At 61.9% G+C, this 17,243-nt stretch carries 15 protein-coding genes; 13 read left to right on the plus strand and 2 right to left on the minus strand.

Translation table 11 applies throughout. The features are described from left to right. Nucleotides 1-107 precede the first annotated feature (107 nt). The 4 genes from PspS35_RS02330 to PspS35_RS02345 are packed head-to-tail and all read left to right on the plus strand — an operon-like array spanning nt 108 to nt 4,480. Nucleotides 108-1,094, plus strand: a complete 987-nt coding sequence (locus PspS35_RS02330) for a sugar ABC transporter substrate-binding protein (protein WP_159932611.1) — start codon at nt 108-110, stop codon at nt 1,092-1,094. After that, nucleotides 1,094-2,617 carry a sugar ABC transporter ATP-binding protein gene (locus PspS35_RS02335; RefSeq protein WP_159932612.1) on the plus strand — a complete coding sequence of 508 codons (1,524 nt, stop codon included), beginning with the start codon at nt 1,094-1,096 and terminating at the stop codon, nt 2,615-2,617. Before PspS35_RS02330 ends, PspS35_RS02335 begins: the two co-directional genes overlap by 1 nt. Continuing rightward, entirely contained in the window at nt 2,610-3,560 is a 951-nt protein-coding gene (locus tag PspS35_RS02340; RefSeq protein WP_159932613.1) for an ABC transporter permease, read from the plus strand. The genes PspS35_RS02335 and PspS35_RS02340 overlap by 8 nt, the downstream gene beginning before the upstream one ends. After that, entirely contained in the window at nt 3,557-4,480 is a 924-nt protein-coding gene (locus PspS35_RS02345) for an ABC transporter permease (RefSeq protein WP_159932614.1), read from the plus strand. Before PspS35_RS02340 ends, PspS35_RS02345 begins: the two co-directional genes overlap by 4 nt. Here the strand turns inward: PspS35_RS02345 and PspS35_RS02350 are convergent, their stop codons facing one another. Next, nucleotides 4,481-6,571: a TonB-dependent receptor gene (locus tag PspS35_RS02350; protein WP_159932615.1), complete on the minus strand. Its 2,091-nt coding sequence runs from the start codon at nt 6,569-6,571 to the stop codon at nt 4,481-4,483. Between the two features lie 196 nt (nt 6,572-6,767). Here PspS35_RS02350 and PspS35_RS02355 point away from each other — a divergent pair, with 196 nt between their 5' ends. The 8 genes from PspS35_RS02355 to PspS35_RS02390 all read left to right on the plus strand — a co-directional run bounded on the left by PspS35_RS02355 (nt 6,768) and on the right by PspS35_RS02390 (nt 15,360). Next, the gene (locus PspS35_RS02355) at nt 6,768-7,124 is read left to right on the plus strand and encodes a YceK/YidQ family lipoprotein (RefSeq protein ID WP_159932616.1); all 357 of its coding nucleotides are present in this window, start codon (nt 6,768-6,770) and stop codon (nt 7,122-7,124) included. Nucleotides 7,125-7,277: 153 nt separating this feature from the next. Continuing rightward, complete coding sequence (locus PspS35_RS02360; RefSeq protein WP_159932617.1) at nt 7,278-9,035, plus strand: carbamoyltransferase; 1,758 nt, start codon at nt 7,278-7,280, stop codon at nt 9,033-9,035. Further along, a complete protein-coding gene (locus tag PspS35_RS02365) occupies nt 9,019-10,149 on the plus strand; it encodes a glycosyltransferase (RefSeq protein WP_159932618.1) in 1,131 nt (376 codons plus the stop codon). The genes PspS35_RS02360 and PspS35_RS02365 overlap by 17 nt, the downstream gene beginning before the upstream one ends. Beyond that, a complete protein-coding gene (locus tag PspS35_RS02370) occupies nt 10,149-11,045 on the plus strand; it encodes an antimicrobial resistance protein Mig-14 (protein WP_159932619.1) in 897 nt (298 codons plus the stop codon). Before PspS35_RS02365 ends, PspS35_RS02370 begins: the two co-directional genes overlap by 1 nt. Next, the gene (locus PspS35_RS02375) at nt 11,042-12,439 is read left to right on the plus strand and encodes a PIG-L family deacetylase (RefSeq protein ID WP_159932620.1); all 1,398 of its coding nucleotides are present in this window, start codon (nt 11,042-11,044) and stop codon (nt 12,437-12,439) included. Before PspS35_RS02370 ends, PspS35_RS02375 begins: the two co-directional genes overlap by 4 nt. An 11-nt stretch (nt 12,440-12,450) precedes the next feature. Next, entirely contained in the window at nt 12,451-13,407 is a 957-nt protein-coding gene (locus tag PspS35_RS02380; RefSeq protein WP_159932621.1) for a glycosyltransferase, read from the plus strand. Nucleotides 13,408-13,458: 51 nt separating this feature from the next. Next, nucleotides 13,459-14,220: a glycosyltransferase family 2 protein gene (locus PspS35_RS02385; protein WP_159932622.1), complete on the plus strand. Its 762-nt coding sequence runs from the start codon at nt 13,459-13,461 to the stop codon at nt 14,218-14,220. Between the two features lie 42 nt (nt 14,221-14,262). Then, nucleotides 14,263-15,360 carry a glycosyltransferase gene (locus PspS35_RS02390; protein ID WP_159932623.1) on the plus strand — a complete coding sequence of 366 codons (1,098 nt, stop codon included), beginning with the start codon at nt 14,263-14,265 and terminating at the stop codon, nt 15,358-15,360. Here the strand turns inward: PspS35_RS02390 and PspS35_RS02395 are convergent. Beyond that, nucleotides 15,349-15,915: a toluene tolerance protein gene (locus PspS35_RS02395; protein ID WP_174244778.1), complete on the minus strand. Its 567-nt coding sequence runs from the start codon at nt 15,913-15,915 to the stop codon at nt 15,349-15,351. The genes PspS35_RS02390 and PspS35_RS02395 overlap by 12 nt on opposite strands. 148 nt (nt 15,916-16,063) lie before the next feature. Here PspS35_RS02395 and PspS35_RS02400 point away from each other — a divergent pair, with 148 nt between their 5' ends. Then, entirely contained in the window at nt 16,064-17,242 is a 1,179-nt protein-coding gene (locus tag PspS35_RS02400) for an O-antigen ligase family protein (RefSeq protein ID WP_159932625.1), read from the plus strand. Nucleotide 17,243 lies beyond the last annotated feature (1 nt).

Consider the following 17,243-nt stretch of genomic DNA (forward strand, 5'->3'; position numbering starts at 1 on the left):
ACGCGCTGAATATTTTTATCCTGCTGATTTTTATAGGTAAAAATCCTGGCACGGCCTCTGCAACGCTGCCTGGTGAACCCTTTCACCAGCCGCCCGCGGAGCCTTGTATGCCTTTGAGCCTTTCCTCGCTTTCCCGTCTGATCTGTCTCGGCGCTGCCGTGCTGCTGGGCCACGCCGCCGTCGCCCAGGCTGGCGAAGGTGATGACGCTGTGCCGTCCCTGGCCGGCAAACGCATTGCGGTGAGCATGACCGGCACCAGTCACTATTTCGATATCAAGGCATTCCAGGCGCAGGTGGATGAAATCAAGCGCCTGGGTGGTACGCCGATTACCCTCGACGCCGGGCGCAATGACAAGAATCTGGTGACCCAGCTACAAACCGTGGTTACCCAGAAGCCCGACGCGGTGATTCAGACCCTCGGCACCCTCAGCGTGATCGACCCGTGGCTCAAGCGCATCAGCAAGGCCGGAATTCCGTTGTTCACCATCGATGCGCCGTCGCAGTACAGCCTCAACAACACCACGTCCGACAACGTCGCCACCGGCAAAGCCTTGGCCGAGCAACTGATCAAGGACGCTGGCGGCAAGGGCAAGATCCTGGTGTTCAATGGTTTCTACGGCGTGCCGGTGTGTGCGATTCGTTATGACCAGTTGAAGCTGGCGCTCAAGGATTACCCGCAGCTGGAAATAATCCAGCCCGAGCTGCGCGATGTGATCCCCAATACCGTGCAGGACGCCTACTCCCAGGTGTCGGCGCTGCTCAACAAATACCCGCAGGGCAGTGTGTCGGCGATCTGGTCGGCCTGGGATATTCCACAGTTGGGCGCGAGCAAGGCGTTGATCGATGCCAAGCGCACCGAGATCAAAACCTACGGTGTCGACGGCACCCCCGAGGTGCTGGCATTGCTCGGCCAGGCGAACTCGCCGGTGGGCGCGGTGGTCGCGCAGCAACCGGCGCTGATTGGCAAGACGGCCGTGCAGAACGTGGCGCGCTACCTGGCCGGGCAACGTGATCTGCCCAAGGAAACCCATGTCGCCACGTTGCTGACCACTGCCGGCAACCTGTCACAGGTTCAACAGCTGCGGGGTGACTGATGGCGGCATTGCACCTGCAACACCTGCACAAGCGCTTTGGCGCCAGCGTGGCACTGGAGGACGCGAGCCTCAAGGTCGAGCGCGGCAGCATCCACGGCCTGGTGGGCGAGAATGGCGCGGGCAAATCGACCTTGATCAAGATCCTGGCCGGTATCCACAAGGCCGATGCGGGCCAGGTGAGTATCGACGGCCAGGCCTATGCAAGGCTGTCGCCGCGCCAGGTGGACGCGCTGGGCGTGCAGTTCATCCATCAGGAGCGTCTGTTGCCCGCCAGCTTTACCGTGGGCGAGGCGCTGTTTTTCGGGCATGAATTGCGTCGGGGTCCGTTTGTGGATCGGCGGCGGCAAGACCGTGAGGCGCAGCGCCTGCTGACGGAATACTTTGATTTGCAACTGCCCCCCGGCGCCCTGGTGGGCGAGTTGAACAGCGCCGAGCGCCAGGTGCTGCAAATCACCCGGGCGTTGATTCGCCAGCCGAAGATCCTGGTGTTCGACGAGCCCAGCGTGGCGCTGGTCAAGCGCGAGGTCGACCAGTTGCTGCGCATCGTCAAGCGCCTGCGCGACCAGGGGCTTTCGATCCTTTACATTTCCCATTACCTGCAAGAAATCGACAGCCTGTGTGATGAGGTCACCGTGCTGCGCAATGGCCGCGATGTGGCGGTGGTGCAGCCACGGCACACGTCCAGTGCAGAGATTGCGCGTTTGATGGTCAACCGCGACGTGCAGGAGATGTACCCCAAGGCCAAGGTCGAGTTGGGCGCGCCGTTGTTGCAGGTGCGCAGCTTGAGCCTGGCACGGCGCTATCGGCAGATTGACCTGCAGGTGCGCCGGGGGGAAATCGTCGGGTTGACCGGGTTGGTCGGTTCGGGGGCCAAGGAACTGTTCAAGACGTTGTTCGGCGTCGAGCGGGCCGACAGCGGCACTGTGCACCTGGACGGGCGCTTGCTGCGCCTGCGTTCACCGGGCCAGGCGATTGCCGAAGGGATTGCGCTGGTGCCGGAGGAGCGGCGTAGCCAGGGCATCTCGCCGCTGCTGTCGGTGCTGGAAAACCTGACGCTGGCGGGGCTCTCGCGGTTCAGTCGCTGGGGCTTGCTGAGCCGGCGCGCCGAGCAGGTGGAAACTGCGCGGTTAATTGAAGAACTGGCGATCAAGGCAGCGGGGCCTAACGCCGCCGTCAGCCAGTTGAGCGGTGGTAACCAGCAGAAAGTCGCCCTGGGTAAATGGTTCAGTCGTCGTTCGGCGGTGTACTTGCTGGACGAGCCCTGTGTGGGGGTGGATGTGGGCGCCAAGGTGGAAATCTATCGGCTGATCGGGCGCCTGGTGGAAGAGGGCGCGGCGGTGTTGGTGCTGTCGTCGGATTTGCCGGAGTTGCTGGGGATCAGTGATCGGATCCTGGTGCTGCATCGCGGCGAGATCGCCGGTGAATTTTATGCAGGAGAGGTCGACAGCGATCAGTTGCTCGCCTGTGCGACGGGCGCCGTGCCTGCTGCTGCTGTGCAGGTGCGGGAGGTCGAGCATGCTTGAGGCCATACTGCGCCGGGGCTCGGTGGGGGTGTTCCTGGCGATTTTGCTGGGGTTCGCCCTGGCGGCGCCGGGGTTTCTGTCGCTGGGCAACCTGGCCAATGTGTTCAGCCAGTCGGCCATCCTCGGCGTGCTGGCCTTTGGGCTGACCTGTGTGATTATCGGCGGCGGTTCGAATGTGCTGGCCGGTGGGCTCGACCTGTCGCTGGCGGCCAACCTGGGCTTGTGCGCGGCGGTGTTCAGTCGCCTGAACAATGCCGGCCTGGACCTTCGGCTCACCTTGCTGCTGACGCTGGGCTGCGGCCTGGCGGTGGGCTTGGTCAATGGCCTGGCGGTGGTGCTGCTGCGCCTGCCGCCGCTGTTGGCGACGCTCGCGAGCATGAATGTGCTGGCGGGGTTGGAGTTGGTGCTGACGGAAAATACCGTGGTCTCCACCGACTCGCCGTTGCTGGACCTGCTCAGCGGCGGCACCTGGCTGGCGGTGCCGGCTCTGGCGTGGGTGTTGCTGCTGGCGGCCGGGGGGCTGACCTTGCTGGTCCAGCATTCGGCTTATGGGTTGCGTTTGCATGCCGTCGGCGAGTACCCCCAGGCGGCTGAAGCGGCAGGCCTTCGCGTCGCTACCTATGTGGTTTCCAGTTACGCGCTGTCGGGCCTTTGTGCGGCGGTGGCGGCGTTGTGTTCGGCTGCGTTTTTCAGCGGCAGCACCACCGGCTCCGGCGATATGTTGCTGTCCGTGGTGGCGATTGCCTTTCTCGGCGTGGTGTTTTCCCGGCGGCTGGTGGCGAGTATTCCGGGCACGTTATTGGCGGCGTTGTTGATCGGTTTTCTGATCAACGGGTTTCAGTTGCTCAACGTGTCGAACTTCTGGGTCAACGGTGTGCAGGGCGTGCTGATCCTGCTGGTGGTAGCCGCGTCCAGTGCACTGAATCGAGGAGCCCGCTCATGAACCCGCGTGCCTTGCTGCCGCTGACGTTGCCGCTGGTACTTGCGCTGATCGTGCTGGTGTTTGCCTTGCAGGCGCCGGGCTTCCTGAGCGCCGGCAACCTGAAAAGCCTGCTGCTGAACAACTTCGTGTTGCTGGCGATTGTCGCCATCGGCATGACGTACGCGGTGGCGGCCGGTGGCATCGATCTGTCGGTGGGCACTGCGCTGGATTTCGCCAGTTTCAGTTTTGTGGTGCTGCTCAATGGTGGGCATGGCTGGGCGGTTGCCGCGTCAGGTGCGTTGGTCGCGGCGCTGTTGGTGGGCGTGGTGAATGCGGGGCTGATCGCCGGGCTGCGGATCAGCCCCTTCCTGGCCACGCTGGGCACGTTGTTTATCGGTACCAGCGCCCAGCAATTGCTCTCGGACGGCGGCCAGCCGATCTACATCAGCCAGGGTTTGAAGCCTGAACTGAGCGGCCTTGCACCCTTGCTGGTCGTGCTCGGGCTGGCATTGTTCTACGGCCTGGCATTAGCACGCGCACGCCTGGGCCGCGAACTCCTGGCCCAGGGCACGCAGCCTTTGCTGGCGTATTACTCCGGTTTGTCGGTACAGCGGATTGTCACCGTCGTGGCCCTGGCGACTGCCTTGGCGTGCGGCGTGGCGGGGGTGTTGCTCAGTTCGACGGTCAGCGCCTATGTGCCGCTGTCGGGCAATGCGTTTTTGCTCAATGCCATCGGTGCGGTCTTTATCGGCACCACCCTGAGCCGGCAGGGCCGGGCGAATGTTCCCGGAACCCTGCTGGGGGTGCTGTTTATCAATGTGATCGCCAACGGCCTGCTGCTGATCGGCTGGAACTTCTATTGGCAGCAGGTGGCGACCGGTGTGCTGATTTTTGGGGTGCTGGCGTTTAGTTTTACCAGTCGGCGCCTGCAAACCCGTTGATCAGAATTGGTACTCGGCACCTGCGCCGGCGTACCACGAGCGGCCCGGTGCCGCTTCGTAGTAGCGACCGTTGCCGTCGCCGACGATCACCGAACCGACGTACTGGCGGTCCAGCAGATTGTCCAGGCGCAGGGTCTGGTGGAAGGTCCAGTGCTCGACTTTCTGCTCGAAGCGCGCACGCCAGTTGAACACGCTGTAGCCCGGCGCGGCGTGCTGGCTGTTGGTGTCTTCGACGTAGACCTTGCTGCGGTACATGCCCTCGACAGCGGTGCTGAGCCAGTCGCGGGGTTTCCAGTTGAGTTCGGCGAACAGCGTGGTTTGCGGCACGCCGGGGAGGTAGTTGCCTTTGTCGACGACGGTGCTGGTGCCGCTGACGAAGTCGCTGTCGTAGGTGGCTTGCAGGCGGGTGTAGGCGAGGCTGGTGCTCCAGTGTTCGGCGAGTTGGCTTTCGATACCCAGTTCCAAGCCACGGCGCAGGGTACGGCCGGCGTTTTGATAAGTGGAACGCCCGCCAACGGATTGCTGTATCACCAGTTCATCTTCGGTGGTGATCTGGAAGACGGCAGCGTTGATGCGTGTGTCTTGGCCAAGCCGTGCTTTCAAACCGATTTCGTACTGCGTGCTGACTGAGGGTTTGAGTGCGAAGTTGAACCCGTTTGAGCTGCTGGAGTAGGCCGACTCGGCCTGTGTCGGCGTTTCAAAGCCTTTGCCCGCGCTCACATAGCCGTGCAGGTCTGGTGTGAACGCGTACATCACGCTGACCGATGGGGTGTTCTTCTGGTAAGTCTTGCTGCCGCTGTCGTCGCCGTCGGTACCGCTGATGAAGCGGTCGTCCACTTCCATTTTCATGGTGTTGTGGCGAAGGCCGGCTTGCAGGGTCCAGTCGCCCAGCAGCCAGTTGGCTTGCACGAATGGGTCGAGGCTGGTGGCGGTGTCAGTTTCATCGCGGCCCAGCGCGCCTTTGACGCCTTGCACACCGTTGACGGTGTTGGAATAACCCTGTCGATCATCCTGGCTACGGTCGTAGTCGAGGCCGGCGATCAGGGTCAGGTCGCCCGGAGCGCTGGCGATGGGTTGCAGCCAGTGGGCAGAGCCACCGTAGAACTTGCGGTCGAACGCTACCACCCCGCCGCGTTTGCCTGCGGGGATGGTGCCTGGAATCGAAAGATACTGAATCACACTCCGCCGCCCGGTATACCCCGTCACCTGCAACGTCGCATCGCCGAAATACCGCTCGTAGTTCATCCCCAATTGCTGATGATCGATGCTTTTGCGCGTGTTGTACGTCAGCGCATTGCTGCTCACCGAGCGCGGGTCGGCTTTATACGCCGCCCACGTCTGGCCCAGCGGGTCCTGGGTGCCGTTCTGTTCCAGGCTGCTGTAGATCAGCGCCAGTTTGCTGTCGTCATCGGGCTGGACGTTGAGTTTGGCGAAGGTCTGGTCGCGGCGGGCGCTGCTGTGGTCGCGGTAGCCGTTGGTGTCCATGCGCGAGGCGTCGAGCACGAAGCCCGCACCGTTGGCCGCGCCTTCGGCGCTCAGGTGGTTCTTGTTCAGGCCGTCGCTGCCCACCAGGGTTTCGGCGCCGATGCGCGGCGGGCCTTCGCCGTCGCGGGAGAACATCTGGATCACGCCGCCGGCGTTGCTGCCGTACAGCGTGGCAGCCGGCCCGCGCAGCACTTCGATGCGCTCGGCGGTGTCGAGGTTGAACGTGGCGGCCTGGCCCTGGCCGTCCGGCGTGCTGGCGGGGATGCCGTCGGCGATCAGCTTGATGCCGCGCACGCCAAAGGCCGAGCGGGCGCCGAAGCCGCGTGAGGAGATCTGCAGGTCCTGCGCGTAGTTCTGGCGGTTCTGCACCACCAGGCCGGGGACGCGGGACAGCGCTTCAGAGGCATTGATGCCCAGTTGCCCGTCGCTGATCTGCTCGCGGCTGATGCCGTCTACCGAATACGGCAGGTCAAATGTCGGGCTGGCGCTGCGCGAGCCGGTGACCACGCTGGGGTCGAGGACCAGTGCGGTGTCGTCCGCCCGGGCGGTATCGCAGAGCGCGAACAGGCCGGGTAGCAACAGGGTGAAGCGGGCGAGGGTCTTCATGTGTCAGCCGGAATCCGTGGCGTTTAGGGGGTAAACGCAAAAAAGGGCGCGAGTTTAGTGGTTTAGAAAATTTTTATCATTTGGGAATCAGCCTACGCTGCAAGTCGGACCGTTCGCCTTGGGCCGGCAGAACGGTCGATGTTAGCGTGCCTGGCCTTGTCGATGAAGTTGGTCGAAGTGTCAAAAGGAGTGGTTCGTGAGGCTTACATCCAAAGTCCTGTGGCTTGCCCTGTGCGTGCCGTTGGCCGGTTGCGGAACGATCAACACGGTCTTTCGCCCTGACGTCGTCGCGAGCCAGAACCTGAAGGCTTCAGGCAGCCACTGTGAAAACGTGCCGCGCATCTACAGCGGTGTGATCTATGGGTTCTGTACGCTCAATGGCGAGCCCGCAGCTGATAAAAGCCTGAAGGACAGCAGCTTGATCAGTCATGGCGGCGGCCTGCTGCCGGTTATCGCGGTCGAGTTCGTCGCCTCCGGCGTGTTGGACACACTGGTGCTGCCCTACACGATCTACCGGCAGAACAAGGACGGCAGCATCGAGATCTTCCGTTAGGTTGCAGTGACAACCCGTCGCCACATTCCCTAGATCATCCCGCCGCGTGTTTACGCTATAATCCCGCCCTTTAGCTGTTTCCTGCCCAGGCCGGAAGCACACTTTTTTCAGGCGCGACCCGCCTGCATGCAGACTAAAAGAGGCTAGACCCCTGTGGCATTGACGATTCTTGGCCTGTCCGGCGCCCTTAGCCATGATCCTTCCGCAGCCTTGTATATCGACGGCAAGCTGATCGCGGCCGCCGAAGAAGAGCGCTTCGTACGCGACAAACATGCAAAGAACCGCATGCCCTACGAGTCGGCGAAGTTCTGTCTGGAACAGGCCGGCATCAAGCCTTCCGACGTTGACGTAGTGGCGATTCCGTTCGCCCCGATCAGCTTGTTCGGCGAGGCGCGCTGGCACTATGCCAAGCGTTACTGGTACGCCCCGGACCGTGCACTTGACGCGATCCTGATGGGCAACCGTCGCTACAAGCGCTATCGCAACAAGATCGTCTGGTGCCTGGAGCAACTGGGCTTCGATCCGAAGAAAATCAAGATCGAACCGGTTGAACACCACTTGGCCCACGCCTCCAGCGCCTACCACTGCTCCGGTTTCCAGGAGAAGACCGCGATCCTCGGGATCGACGGCAAGGGTGAATACGCCACCACGTTCTTCGGCTACGGCGAAAACGGCAAGATCCACAAGATCAAGGAATTCTACGATCCGGACTCCCTCGGCGGCCTGTACGGCGCGATCACTGAGTTCCTCGGTTTCGAGATGCTTGACGGCGAGTTCAAGGTCATGGGCATGGCGCCGTACGGTGATGCCAGCAAATACGACTTCTCGCGCCTGGCCTCGTTTGAGAACGGCGAGTTGGTGATCAACACCGACTACGCCAACGTCATTGGCCTGCGCCGCTATAAAGAGAAGGGCAAGGGTTTCTACTTCTCGCCGAAACTGATCGAGTGGCTGGGTCCCAAGCGCGAAGGCGACATCGCCGACGAGCCGTACATCCACTACGCCGCCAGCATGCAGGCGCTGTTCGAGAAACTGGCCTTGCAGATGATCGACCATTACCTGGGCGACATCCTCAAGGATACCGGCAAGCTGGCCTTCGCCGGTGGCTGTGCGCTGAACGTCAAGCTGAACCAGAAGATCATTGCCCGCGATGACGTGAAAGAGCTGTTCGTGCAGCCGGCGTCCGGTGATGCCGGTACGGCGGTGGGCGCGGCGGCGTATGTGTCCCACGCCCGTGGCGTACCGGTGGAGAAGATGGAGCACGTCTACCTCGGCCCGTCCTACAGCAACGAAGACGTGATCGCTGCGTGCGCCAAGCACGAGAGCAAGCCTACGTGGCGCAAGATCGACAACATGCCCCAGCGCATCGCCAAGATCATGGTCGACGGCAACCCGGTGGCCTGGTTCCAGGGCCGCATGGAGTTTGGCCCGCGTGCGCTGGGCGGTCGTTCCATCATCGGTTGCCCGAGTGCGACCGGCGTGGCTGACCGCATCAACCACCAGATCAAGTTCCGCGAGCGCTGGAGGCCTTTCTGCCCGTCGATGCTCGACACCGTGGCCCCGCAGATGATCAAGGTCGATCACCCGGCGCCGTTCATGACCTTCACCTTTGAAGTGTCGGAAGAATGGAAGACCCGCGTGCCGGAAGTGGTCCATGAAGATGGCACCTCTCGCGCCCAGGTGCTCAAGCGCGAATACAACCCGCGTTACTACGACATGATGAAAGAACTCGAAGTGCTGACCGGCAACGGCGTGTCCCTGAACACTTCGCTCAACCGCCGTGGCGAAGCGATGATCTGCTCGCCGAAAGACGCGCTGGACATGTTCTTCGGTTCCGACCTGCAGTACCTGATCATGGAAGACATCCTGGTCGTCAAAGACGGCGTGGACCCTTATGACGCGCTCGGCTGACCGCCACGTCCTGCAGTTCTGCCACGGCTATGACGGGCCGTTCCTGGACTGCGCACGGCAGTACGCCAGTTTGTTCGCAGGCTCCGGCTACAAGGTGACCACGGTGTTTCTCACCGGGGTCGCCGACCCTGCTGTAGCGGCCGGGTGCGCGTGCGATGAAGTGCTGTTCATGGAGTTCAGCTCCAAGGCCATTCGTGGCCTGAAGCTGGGTGCCATTCGTGAACTGCGCAAGATCGCCGCATCGCGTAATTTCAGCTTTTGTATCGCCCACCGTTTCAAGCCGATCTATATCGCTTTGCTCGGCACGCGGCTGCCGGTGATCGGTGTGCATCACGCGTTCGGTGACTACCAGCGCCGCAGCCGCAAGCTGTTTGCCGGGATTTTCCGCAAGCGCCTGAGCTTGCTGGGGGTTTCCGACGCGGTGCGTGACGACATGCGGCGCTGTCTGCCGGCCTGGCCTGCCGCACGTATCCAGACCTTGCATAACCGCATTGATGTTGATGCATTGCGGGCGATCCAGGTGCCTGTGGATGCGGCGCGCGATGCCTTGGGCCTGTCACCGGATGAGTGGGTGGTCGGCAATGTCGGCCGCCTGCACCCGGATAAAGACCAGGCCACGCTGCTCAAGGGCTTTGCCCTGGCGTTGCCGCATTTGCCGGCCGAGAGTCGCCTGGCGATCCTAGGTACCGGGCGCCTGGAACAAGCGCTCAAGGATCAGGCGCGTGAGCTGGGGGTTGCCGACAAGGTGCTGTTCCTCGGCCAGGTGCCGGATGCGCGTCGGTACTTCCGGGCGTTCGATGTGTTTGCCCTGAGTTCCGACCACGAGCCGTTCGGCATGGTGTTGCTCGAAGCCATGGCGGCGGGCGTGCCGTTGCTGGCAACGGCCTGTGGCGGGGCGCGGGAAGTGGTCGAAGGCGTGGGTATTCTGTTCCCCTTCGGCGACGCCGAACACCTCGCCCAAGGGCTGCGGCACCTGGCGGCGATGGATCAGCAGCAACAACGGCAGTGCGCCGAGATGATGCTGGAGCGCTTGCACACGCGTTTCTCGGATCAGGCGGTACGCGATACCTTCTGGCAACTGCCGCACGTTATTGAACTGACCGCGGGGGCTTGATGCTCAATCGATTCCAAGGCTGGCGCGAGCGCGGCTGGTCCGTCGTTGACGCGCCTGCCTACAGCAACGCCTGGCAGCGTTTTGGCGGCAGCGTCGCCACCCACCCGCAGGTGATCGAACGCCTTGCCGGGCTGGCCGATATCCCGGTGCGCTACCTGGCCTGGGAGCAGGGCGGTGAATTGCAAGCATGCATCGCCACTTGGGGGCGTGACCTGGCCTTGTCCAAAGACGTGCTCAAGCAGCGCGGCAAAAAAGGCCTGTTCGACCTGGGTAACGCCGAGTTGATCCTGCCAGCCGCCGCCAACGCCCAGGCGCCGTTGCGCCACCGGGCGCGCTACCTGTCGATCCTGAACGAAGGCCGTTTCAGCGGCCTCAGGCCCCAGGCCGAGCAATTGGCTATGGCCCGCACCCCGGAAGAACTGTCGAAGAAATTCCGCTACAACCAGCGCCGCGAACTGCGTTTGCTGGAAGAGGCGGGCGGTGTGGTGCGGCCGGTGAGCGAATTTTCCAGTGCGCAGTTGGCGGCGATCTACTGCGATCTGTTCCTGCGCCGCTGGGGCTTTGTCGCCACGGGTGCCGAGCGCATGGCTGAGGTGATCGAGCTGCTGCGCGAGTGGCTGATCGGCTCGGTGGTTTTCCTCAATGACGCGCCTATCGCGGTCCAGTTGGTGTACCGGGTCGAATCGCCCGAGTGGATCAGCGTGGAGTACGTCAATGGCGGTGTCGACCCACAAACCCGTGCGTTCAGCCCGGGCAGCGTCCTGAGTTTCCTCAACACCCAGAGTGCTTGGGAGCAGGCGCGTGAAGTCGGCAAGCCGCTGCGCTTTTCCTTCGGGCGCGCCGACCGCGAGTACAAGGACCGTTGGTGCAACCCTGTGCCGGTGCTGACCGTATGAGCCGCAAACAGCAATTGCTCAAGCGTCACCGGCGTAACAAACGGGTCGGCGTGCTGATCGGCCTGTTGCTGCTGGTGGTGATCGGCGTCTGGGTCGTCTGGTGGTTGCCGCTGGTGCTCGGTGTGCTGGCTTGGGTCGCCCACGAGGCGTGGTTTGCCGATCATCTGTTTTATGCGCCCGGTGACGACTATCGATACCGGTTCTGCGCGGATGCCGAGGTGACGGGTGTGCACTTGGAAGGCGGGCAGCTGCGGGTTGATCAACCGGTGGATGGCGCCGCCACCTTGGTGCTGGCGATCACGGTCAAGAGTCGTTGGTTGGGCCGTTTTTTTGATCCGGTTGTGGAAATCTCCGGCGCTGACAGCCTGGATCGACAGGCATTCGAGCGTGGCGTGAATGGGGTTCGGTATCTCAATCTCAGTGGTTTGGCGCAGGACCTGAAGGTCGGAGAGTTGCGTTTGCGCGGGCGCTTTTGCCGCGTGCAAGGCGTGCCCCGATTGTGGGCCTGGGCCAACCCGGACTACTCGGCGCAACGCGTGATGGTCATCGCCCCTCATGCCGACGATGCCGAGCTGGCTGCGTTTGGTCTTTACAGTCAGGCGCAAAAGCCGTGGGTCGTGACGCTCACGGCGGGTGAAATCGAAGCCGAGCACTATCAGCAGATGGGCCTGGACCCGGTCGAAGCCTCGCGAATCAAAGGCCGCTTGCGTGCCTGGGACAGCATTGCCGTACCGCGCTGGGCTGGCGTGCCCGAGGCGCAGTGTGTACAGCTGGGTTATTTCTGCCTGCAATTGCCGGCGATGCGCGCAACACCCGAGCTGCCAGTGGCCTCGCGTGAGGCTGACTTGATGGATGTGCGCCTGTTTCGCCAATTCAACGCCTTCCCATTGCCGGCAGATCAGGACGGTTCGCCCACCTGGCATAACCTGCTGGCCGACCTGCGTCAGTTGCTGCTGATGGCGCGCCCTCAAGTGATCGTGCTGCCCCACCCGGTCCTTGACCCTCACCCCGATCACATCTGCGCGCAGCAAGCGGTGATCGAGGCGCTGCAAGGCTTGGAGTGGCAACCGACAACACTGTTGGGGTACGCCAACCATTTGCATGACAACGACCGCTGGCCCATGGGCGATGCCGGAGCTGGCATCGCCTTGCCGCCGCAGTTCGATGACACGCTTGAATTGCGCCCGTGCAGCCTGTCGCTGTCATTGGCGCAGCAACGTGACAAGGCCATGGCGCTGGGCATGATGCATGACCTGCAGCCCGCACCGCCGTTCAAGCGCCGCGTACGCCGCTGGCTGCAGCGCGTGTTGGCGGGGCGGGCGCGGTCGCCTTATGGTGAGAACGAGTTTTTCCGCAAGGCCGTGCGACGGCATGAGTTGTTCTGGCGTTTGTGAAAGGGAAGGTCATGAAAGTTTTGTTTCTGGTGCAGAAAGAACAGCGCGCCATTCTGGATCGCTTGTACGAAGGCATTGCCGCGCACTGCGAGTGCGATACCCGCTGGCTGAGCAGTGACGAGCAGCGCAACCTGCGCGCTTACTTTCGGCGTGAAGTCGATGTGAGTCGTTATGACCGCATCGTGTTCTTCCTGCGCTTCAAGCAGGAAATCCGTCAGGCCGGATTTATCCGCACGATCCCGAACCTGGTGATCCTTGAGCACGATGCCTACCAGAACTATATCCCGTGTAAATACACCGGTAAGTTCAGTGCGCACTACCGCCGCCTGCCCTGGGCGCGGGTGATCAGCTCCGGTCATATGGTGACCGAGCGCCTGCGCGCCGAAGGTTTTGATGCGGTATTCGTGCCCAAGGGGTACGACCAGACGCTGTTGCAGGCCCAGGGCCTGGAGCGCGACATTGAGCTGGCATTTGTCGGCAGTACCAACAGCGTGGCCTATAGTGGTCGCAAGGCATTGCTTGATGAGTTGGCTCGGGTTGAACCTTTGGTGGTCACACGCACCAAATCCGGTGAGGAATACTGCGCGACCCTTAACCGGATCCGGTTTTTCGTCAGTGCTGACGTGGGCATGGGCGAGTACATGATCAAGAATTTCGAAGCCATGGCCTGCGGCTGTGTGCTGCTTGCGTTTGATCAGGGGGCTGCGGAAAACGAGGCCCTTGGCTTCAAGGACAAGGTCAATGTGGTGTTCTACAAGGACATCCCGCAGTTGCAGGAGAAGCTCGCCGAGCTGCGATCCAACCCTCAGTTGGCGCAAGACATCGCACGTAACGGGCAAGACCTTGCTGTCAGCCAGTTCAGCTTTGCGCGGATCGGCCAACGTATTGTCGAAGCCCTGGCGCCGCCCTTGCGCCCCCGTGCCCCATTGAGTGTGCTGGAAAAGTTGCGCCTGAAACTGGGCGTTTGATATCGGCCATGTGGCCGTCAATGATGGCTACATGATATTATCGAGGCTCGAATGCAATTCTCCGACCAAAGCGACATAACGCTCGTAGTGACCAGTTGCGGTCGCTTCGACTTGTTGAAGCGCACACTCGAGAGCTTCGACCTGTTCAATACGGCAGCCATACGCGAAGTCTTCATTACCGAAGACTCGGGCGATGAGGCGGTACGCCAAGCGATTCCGGAGCACTGGCGCAGTCATTGCACGTTCTTGATCAATCGCCCGAAGCTTGGGCAACTGGCATCCGTCGACCTGGCCTACGAGTCGGTCAAAACCCCTTACATATTCCATTGCGAAGATGATTGGGCATTCTATCGACCCGGTTTCGTTGAGGACTCCAAGGCGGTATTGGAGCAGCGCCCGGATATTCTTCAAGTCTGGTTACGTAATTTCGTATACGACTTGCAGGTGCACAGCCCTTATATTCACCGGGGGCCGCGCGAGGTGATCGACGGGGTGCCGTGTTATCCGTTGTTGTCCGATAAGCCGGAATGGCAGGGGTTCTCGCTGAACCCGGGCCTGCGGCGCATGAAGGAATATCGGTTGTGCGCACCGTTTGCCGGGTTCGAGGGTGAGAAGGGGCTTTCCAAGCGTTACGCACAGTTGAATCTGGCCGCCGTTACCCTGGAAGGTGATGCGGTGCTGCACACCGGCTTCGGTTTGCATGTGGCAACGGCGGAGGAGCGCTTGACCAAGGCACGGCGCAAGCGGCGAGAGCGGATCAAGCTGGCAGTCATGCTGATCCTGGGAATTGGTATCGGCTGGTTGATCCATTAGTAAGTACGACGAGCCACACCAACGCCGCATAAGGTTTTTTCGATGAGTATTCTCAACATCATGTGGGCCGGTGGTTCTGCATATGCCTCGGTGCAGAAGGTTCATCAGCAAATTCTGTCTCACGCAGACAGTCATGTGCCGGTCCATACCTGGTTGCTTCAAGGCAGTGCGGCCGGCTGCGATGGCCTGGTCGAGCAGGCTGTCGAGTGGAACCTCTCATCTGCACGTCTCAAGGGCCGGCACCTGTGGAAGTTGCTGATGCCCTGGATGCGCGCGCGTTTCCAGAAAGCCTTGCCCGGGGATGTGCAGGTTGTGCTCCTGGACGGCATCGGCGTCGCACGTGTGCTTTTACCTCTGCTCAAGCAGTTGCCGCACATACGGGCCGTGGTCATTTTTCATGGCTCCACGCGTTTGCGCAGCGCAGATCAAAAGCTGTGCGAGCAGTTTCCGGCGTCGCAGCTGACACTGACGGCGGTATCGCAAACCCTGGCCAGCTCGCTTGAGGGCTACCTCAAACGGCCAGTGGCCGTGTTGCGCAGCGCCTTCGACCCTGGTGTCTTCCGGGCTGCGGCGCTTTCCCGTGAACAGGCGCGATCCCGCTTGGGCCTGCCGCCAGTGGGCTCGCCCGTGCTGGGCGCGGTTGGTCGGCTGGTCGATGGCAAGGGGTTTTCCTGTTTGCTGGAGGCCTTTGCCGGCGTGGCGGCCCAGCACGCGGATGCACGTTTGGTGATCGTCGGCGAAGGGCCGGCAAGGTCTGTGCTTGAGGCGCGTATCAAGGTGCTTGGCTTGCACGGCAAGGTGTCGTTGCCGGGGCATCTGCCGGACGCTGCAACCCTTTACCGCGCGTTTGACTGGGTAGCCATTCCGTCGACGGAAGAAGGGTTGGGGTTGATTCTGCAAGAGGCCGTGATGGCGGGTGTGCCTGTGCTGACCAGCGAACTGGCGGTGTTTCGCGAGCAGTTGGGTGATGCGGGCTGGTATGCCCCGGCAGACGACGCCGCGTCTTGGGGGCGCCTCATGGAGCGCGCGTTTGCGAGCTCCGGCGAGGACGTTGTCGAGGCGCAGTCGCGGGCGCTGGCGCCAGAGCAGGCCTGGAGCGATTTCACGCAAACCACCCGGCGGCTGTTCTCATGCCGCTAGCAGCGCTTGCTCCAGTGCTTGCATTGGAAAGCGCTCGTTCAGCTTCTCGCGCGCAATATAACGTGCGAAATGTTGCAGGTTGCGACGCGCGAGCTCCGGGTTCAAGGGCGCACGCAGGAAGCGCATGTCGGCGACATCGATCAGGCCCATTTCGTTGTCAGGCGTGACCACGATATTGCCCAGGTGCAACGATCGGAAGTAGATCCCTGCACCGTGCAGGCGTCGAATCAGCGCCACCAGCGGGTCGAGGTTCGTATGCCAGTCAAAGCCTTCGCGGTTGGAAATCTGACGCAGCGTTTCACCAGGCAGCGGGCGGTACAGCACGGCGGTCATGCCGGGCGCCTCCAGTTGGAAGAACGCCAGTACGGTCAGTGTGGGGATCCCGCGCTGCTGCAACTGTGCCACGTTGTCGATGAATCGCTTGGAGTACGGGCGAAACAGCGCGGACGAAAACAGACGCTTGCGGCGAAACAGTTTGAGGATATTCCCGTCGGTCAGCAGGTAGACTTTGGGGCCATAGCTGTCCTTTTCGAGGATTTTGGCACCTTCAATCATCGCGGTTAAATCGGCTTGGGGAAGCCTTGAACATTGCATCGTCGGAAAGCCTTGTGGGAGTCGCGGGCACAGTGATCGGTAATAATGCCGAAAGTTTTAGGTTTTAACCATGCCGGGGTGGCGGGTTGAACGTATTCAGGAGCGGGTGATGCAAGCAAGTCGTTGGGCGCAGGTATGGATGGTTTTGGGGTTACTTTGGTTTTTGCTCGCTATTGCCTTCGCGCCGACCAATAAGATGTATCAACAAGGATTGACGCTGTTTCTCTGGTTGCCGGCCATGGTGTTCGCCTGGTCGGCCCGCGAGCAACTCAAGGCGGTCTGGCACGCGCAGCGCTGGATGTGCGTGATGGTGGGCCTGTTGGCTGTCTGGGGGGCGATCAGCCTGTCGTGGACCAATACCGAAGACCCTTCGCGCGAGGCCAAGCGCCTGCTTTATGTCGGCGCCTTCCTGCTGTTTTTCCCGGTGTTTGCCGGTGGCCAGACCGAACGTGTCATTCGCGTGATGCAGTGGGGCGGTTTTGGCCTGGCGTTGTCAGCACTGGTGGCCATCATCAAGTTTTATGGCTTTGAGCATAATGCCTGGTCTGCCCGTCTTGAAGGCTTGGGCCAATTGTCCCACCCCATCCTGGGGGCCTACGTGATCGGCCTGGCAGCGATCTGGTTGCTGCATTGGGTGCCGCGTGGGCGCTGGATGCAAGCAGGATGGGTGCTGGCGGTCGGGCTGCTCGGGCTGTTTGTGGTCCTGAGCCAAAGCCGTGGCGCTGCCCTGGCGCTGCTGTTGACGGTCGTGGCCATGCCGGCCTGGTGCCGTGATCGTCGTTCCACCGTGATTGCCATTGGCGCGGCGCTGGCTGCGCTGGCCGTGTTCTTCGCCATGCAGTCTCTGATGCTGTCCCGTGGCGTGTCGTACCGCCCGCAGATCTTCATGGCCGCGCTGCAGATGATCTCCGAGCGCCCGTGGACCGGCCTTGGCCTGGGCGGGGACTACAAGGTATTTGCCGATAACCTCTATTTCGATCACTCCCACAACCTGTTCACCCACGTGAGCATCGAGTTGGGCCTGCCGGGCCTGTTGTTGTGGTGCGGGCTGTGGTTCGGTGTGCTGTGGCAAGCCTGGAAGGTACGCGACACGCTCTACGGCAAGGGCATCATCGGGATGTGGGTGTTTTCGTTCCTGGCCATGCAGTTCGACGCCGCCAGCCTGACGGGTACGCCGCGGGCCGAGTGGTTCATCTCCTGGCTGCCGATCGCCCTGGCCAGTGTTTTGGTCTGGGCTCGGGCCAAACCCGATGCTTGTGATAAAGTTCGCGTCCTATCCAATCAGTGAG

Source organism: Pseudomonas sp. S35 (assembly GCF_009866765.1).
In the GTDB taxonomy this organism is placed as follows: Bacteria; Pseudomonadota; Gammaproteobacteria; order Pseudomonadales; family Pseudomonadaceae; genus Aquipseudomonas.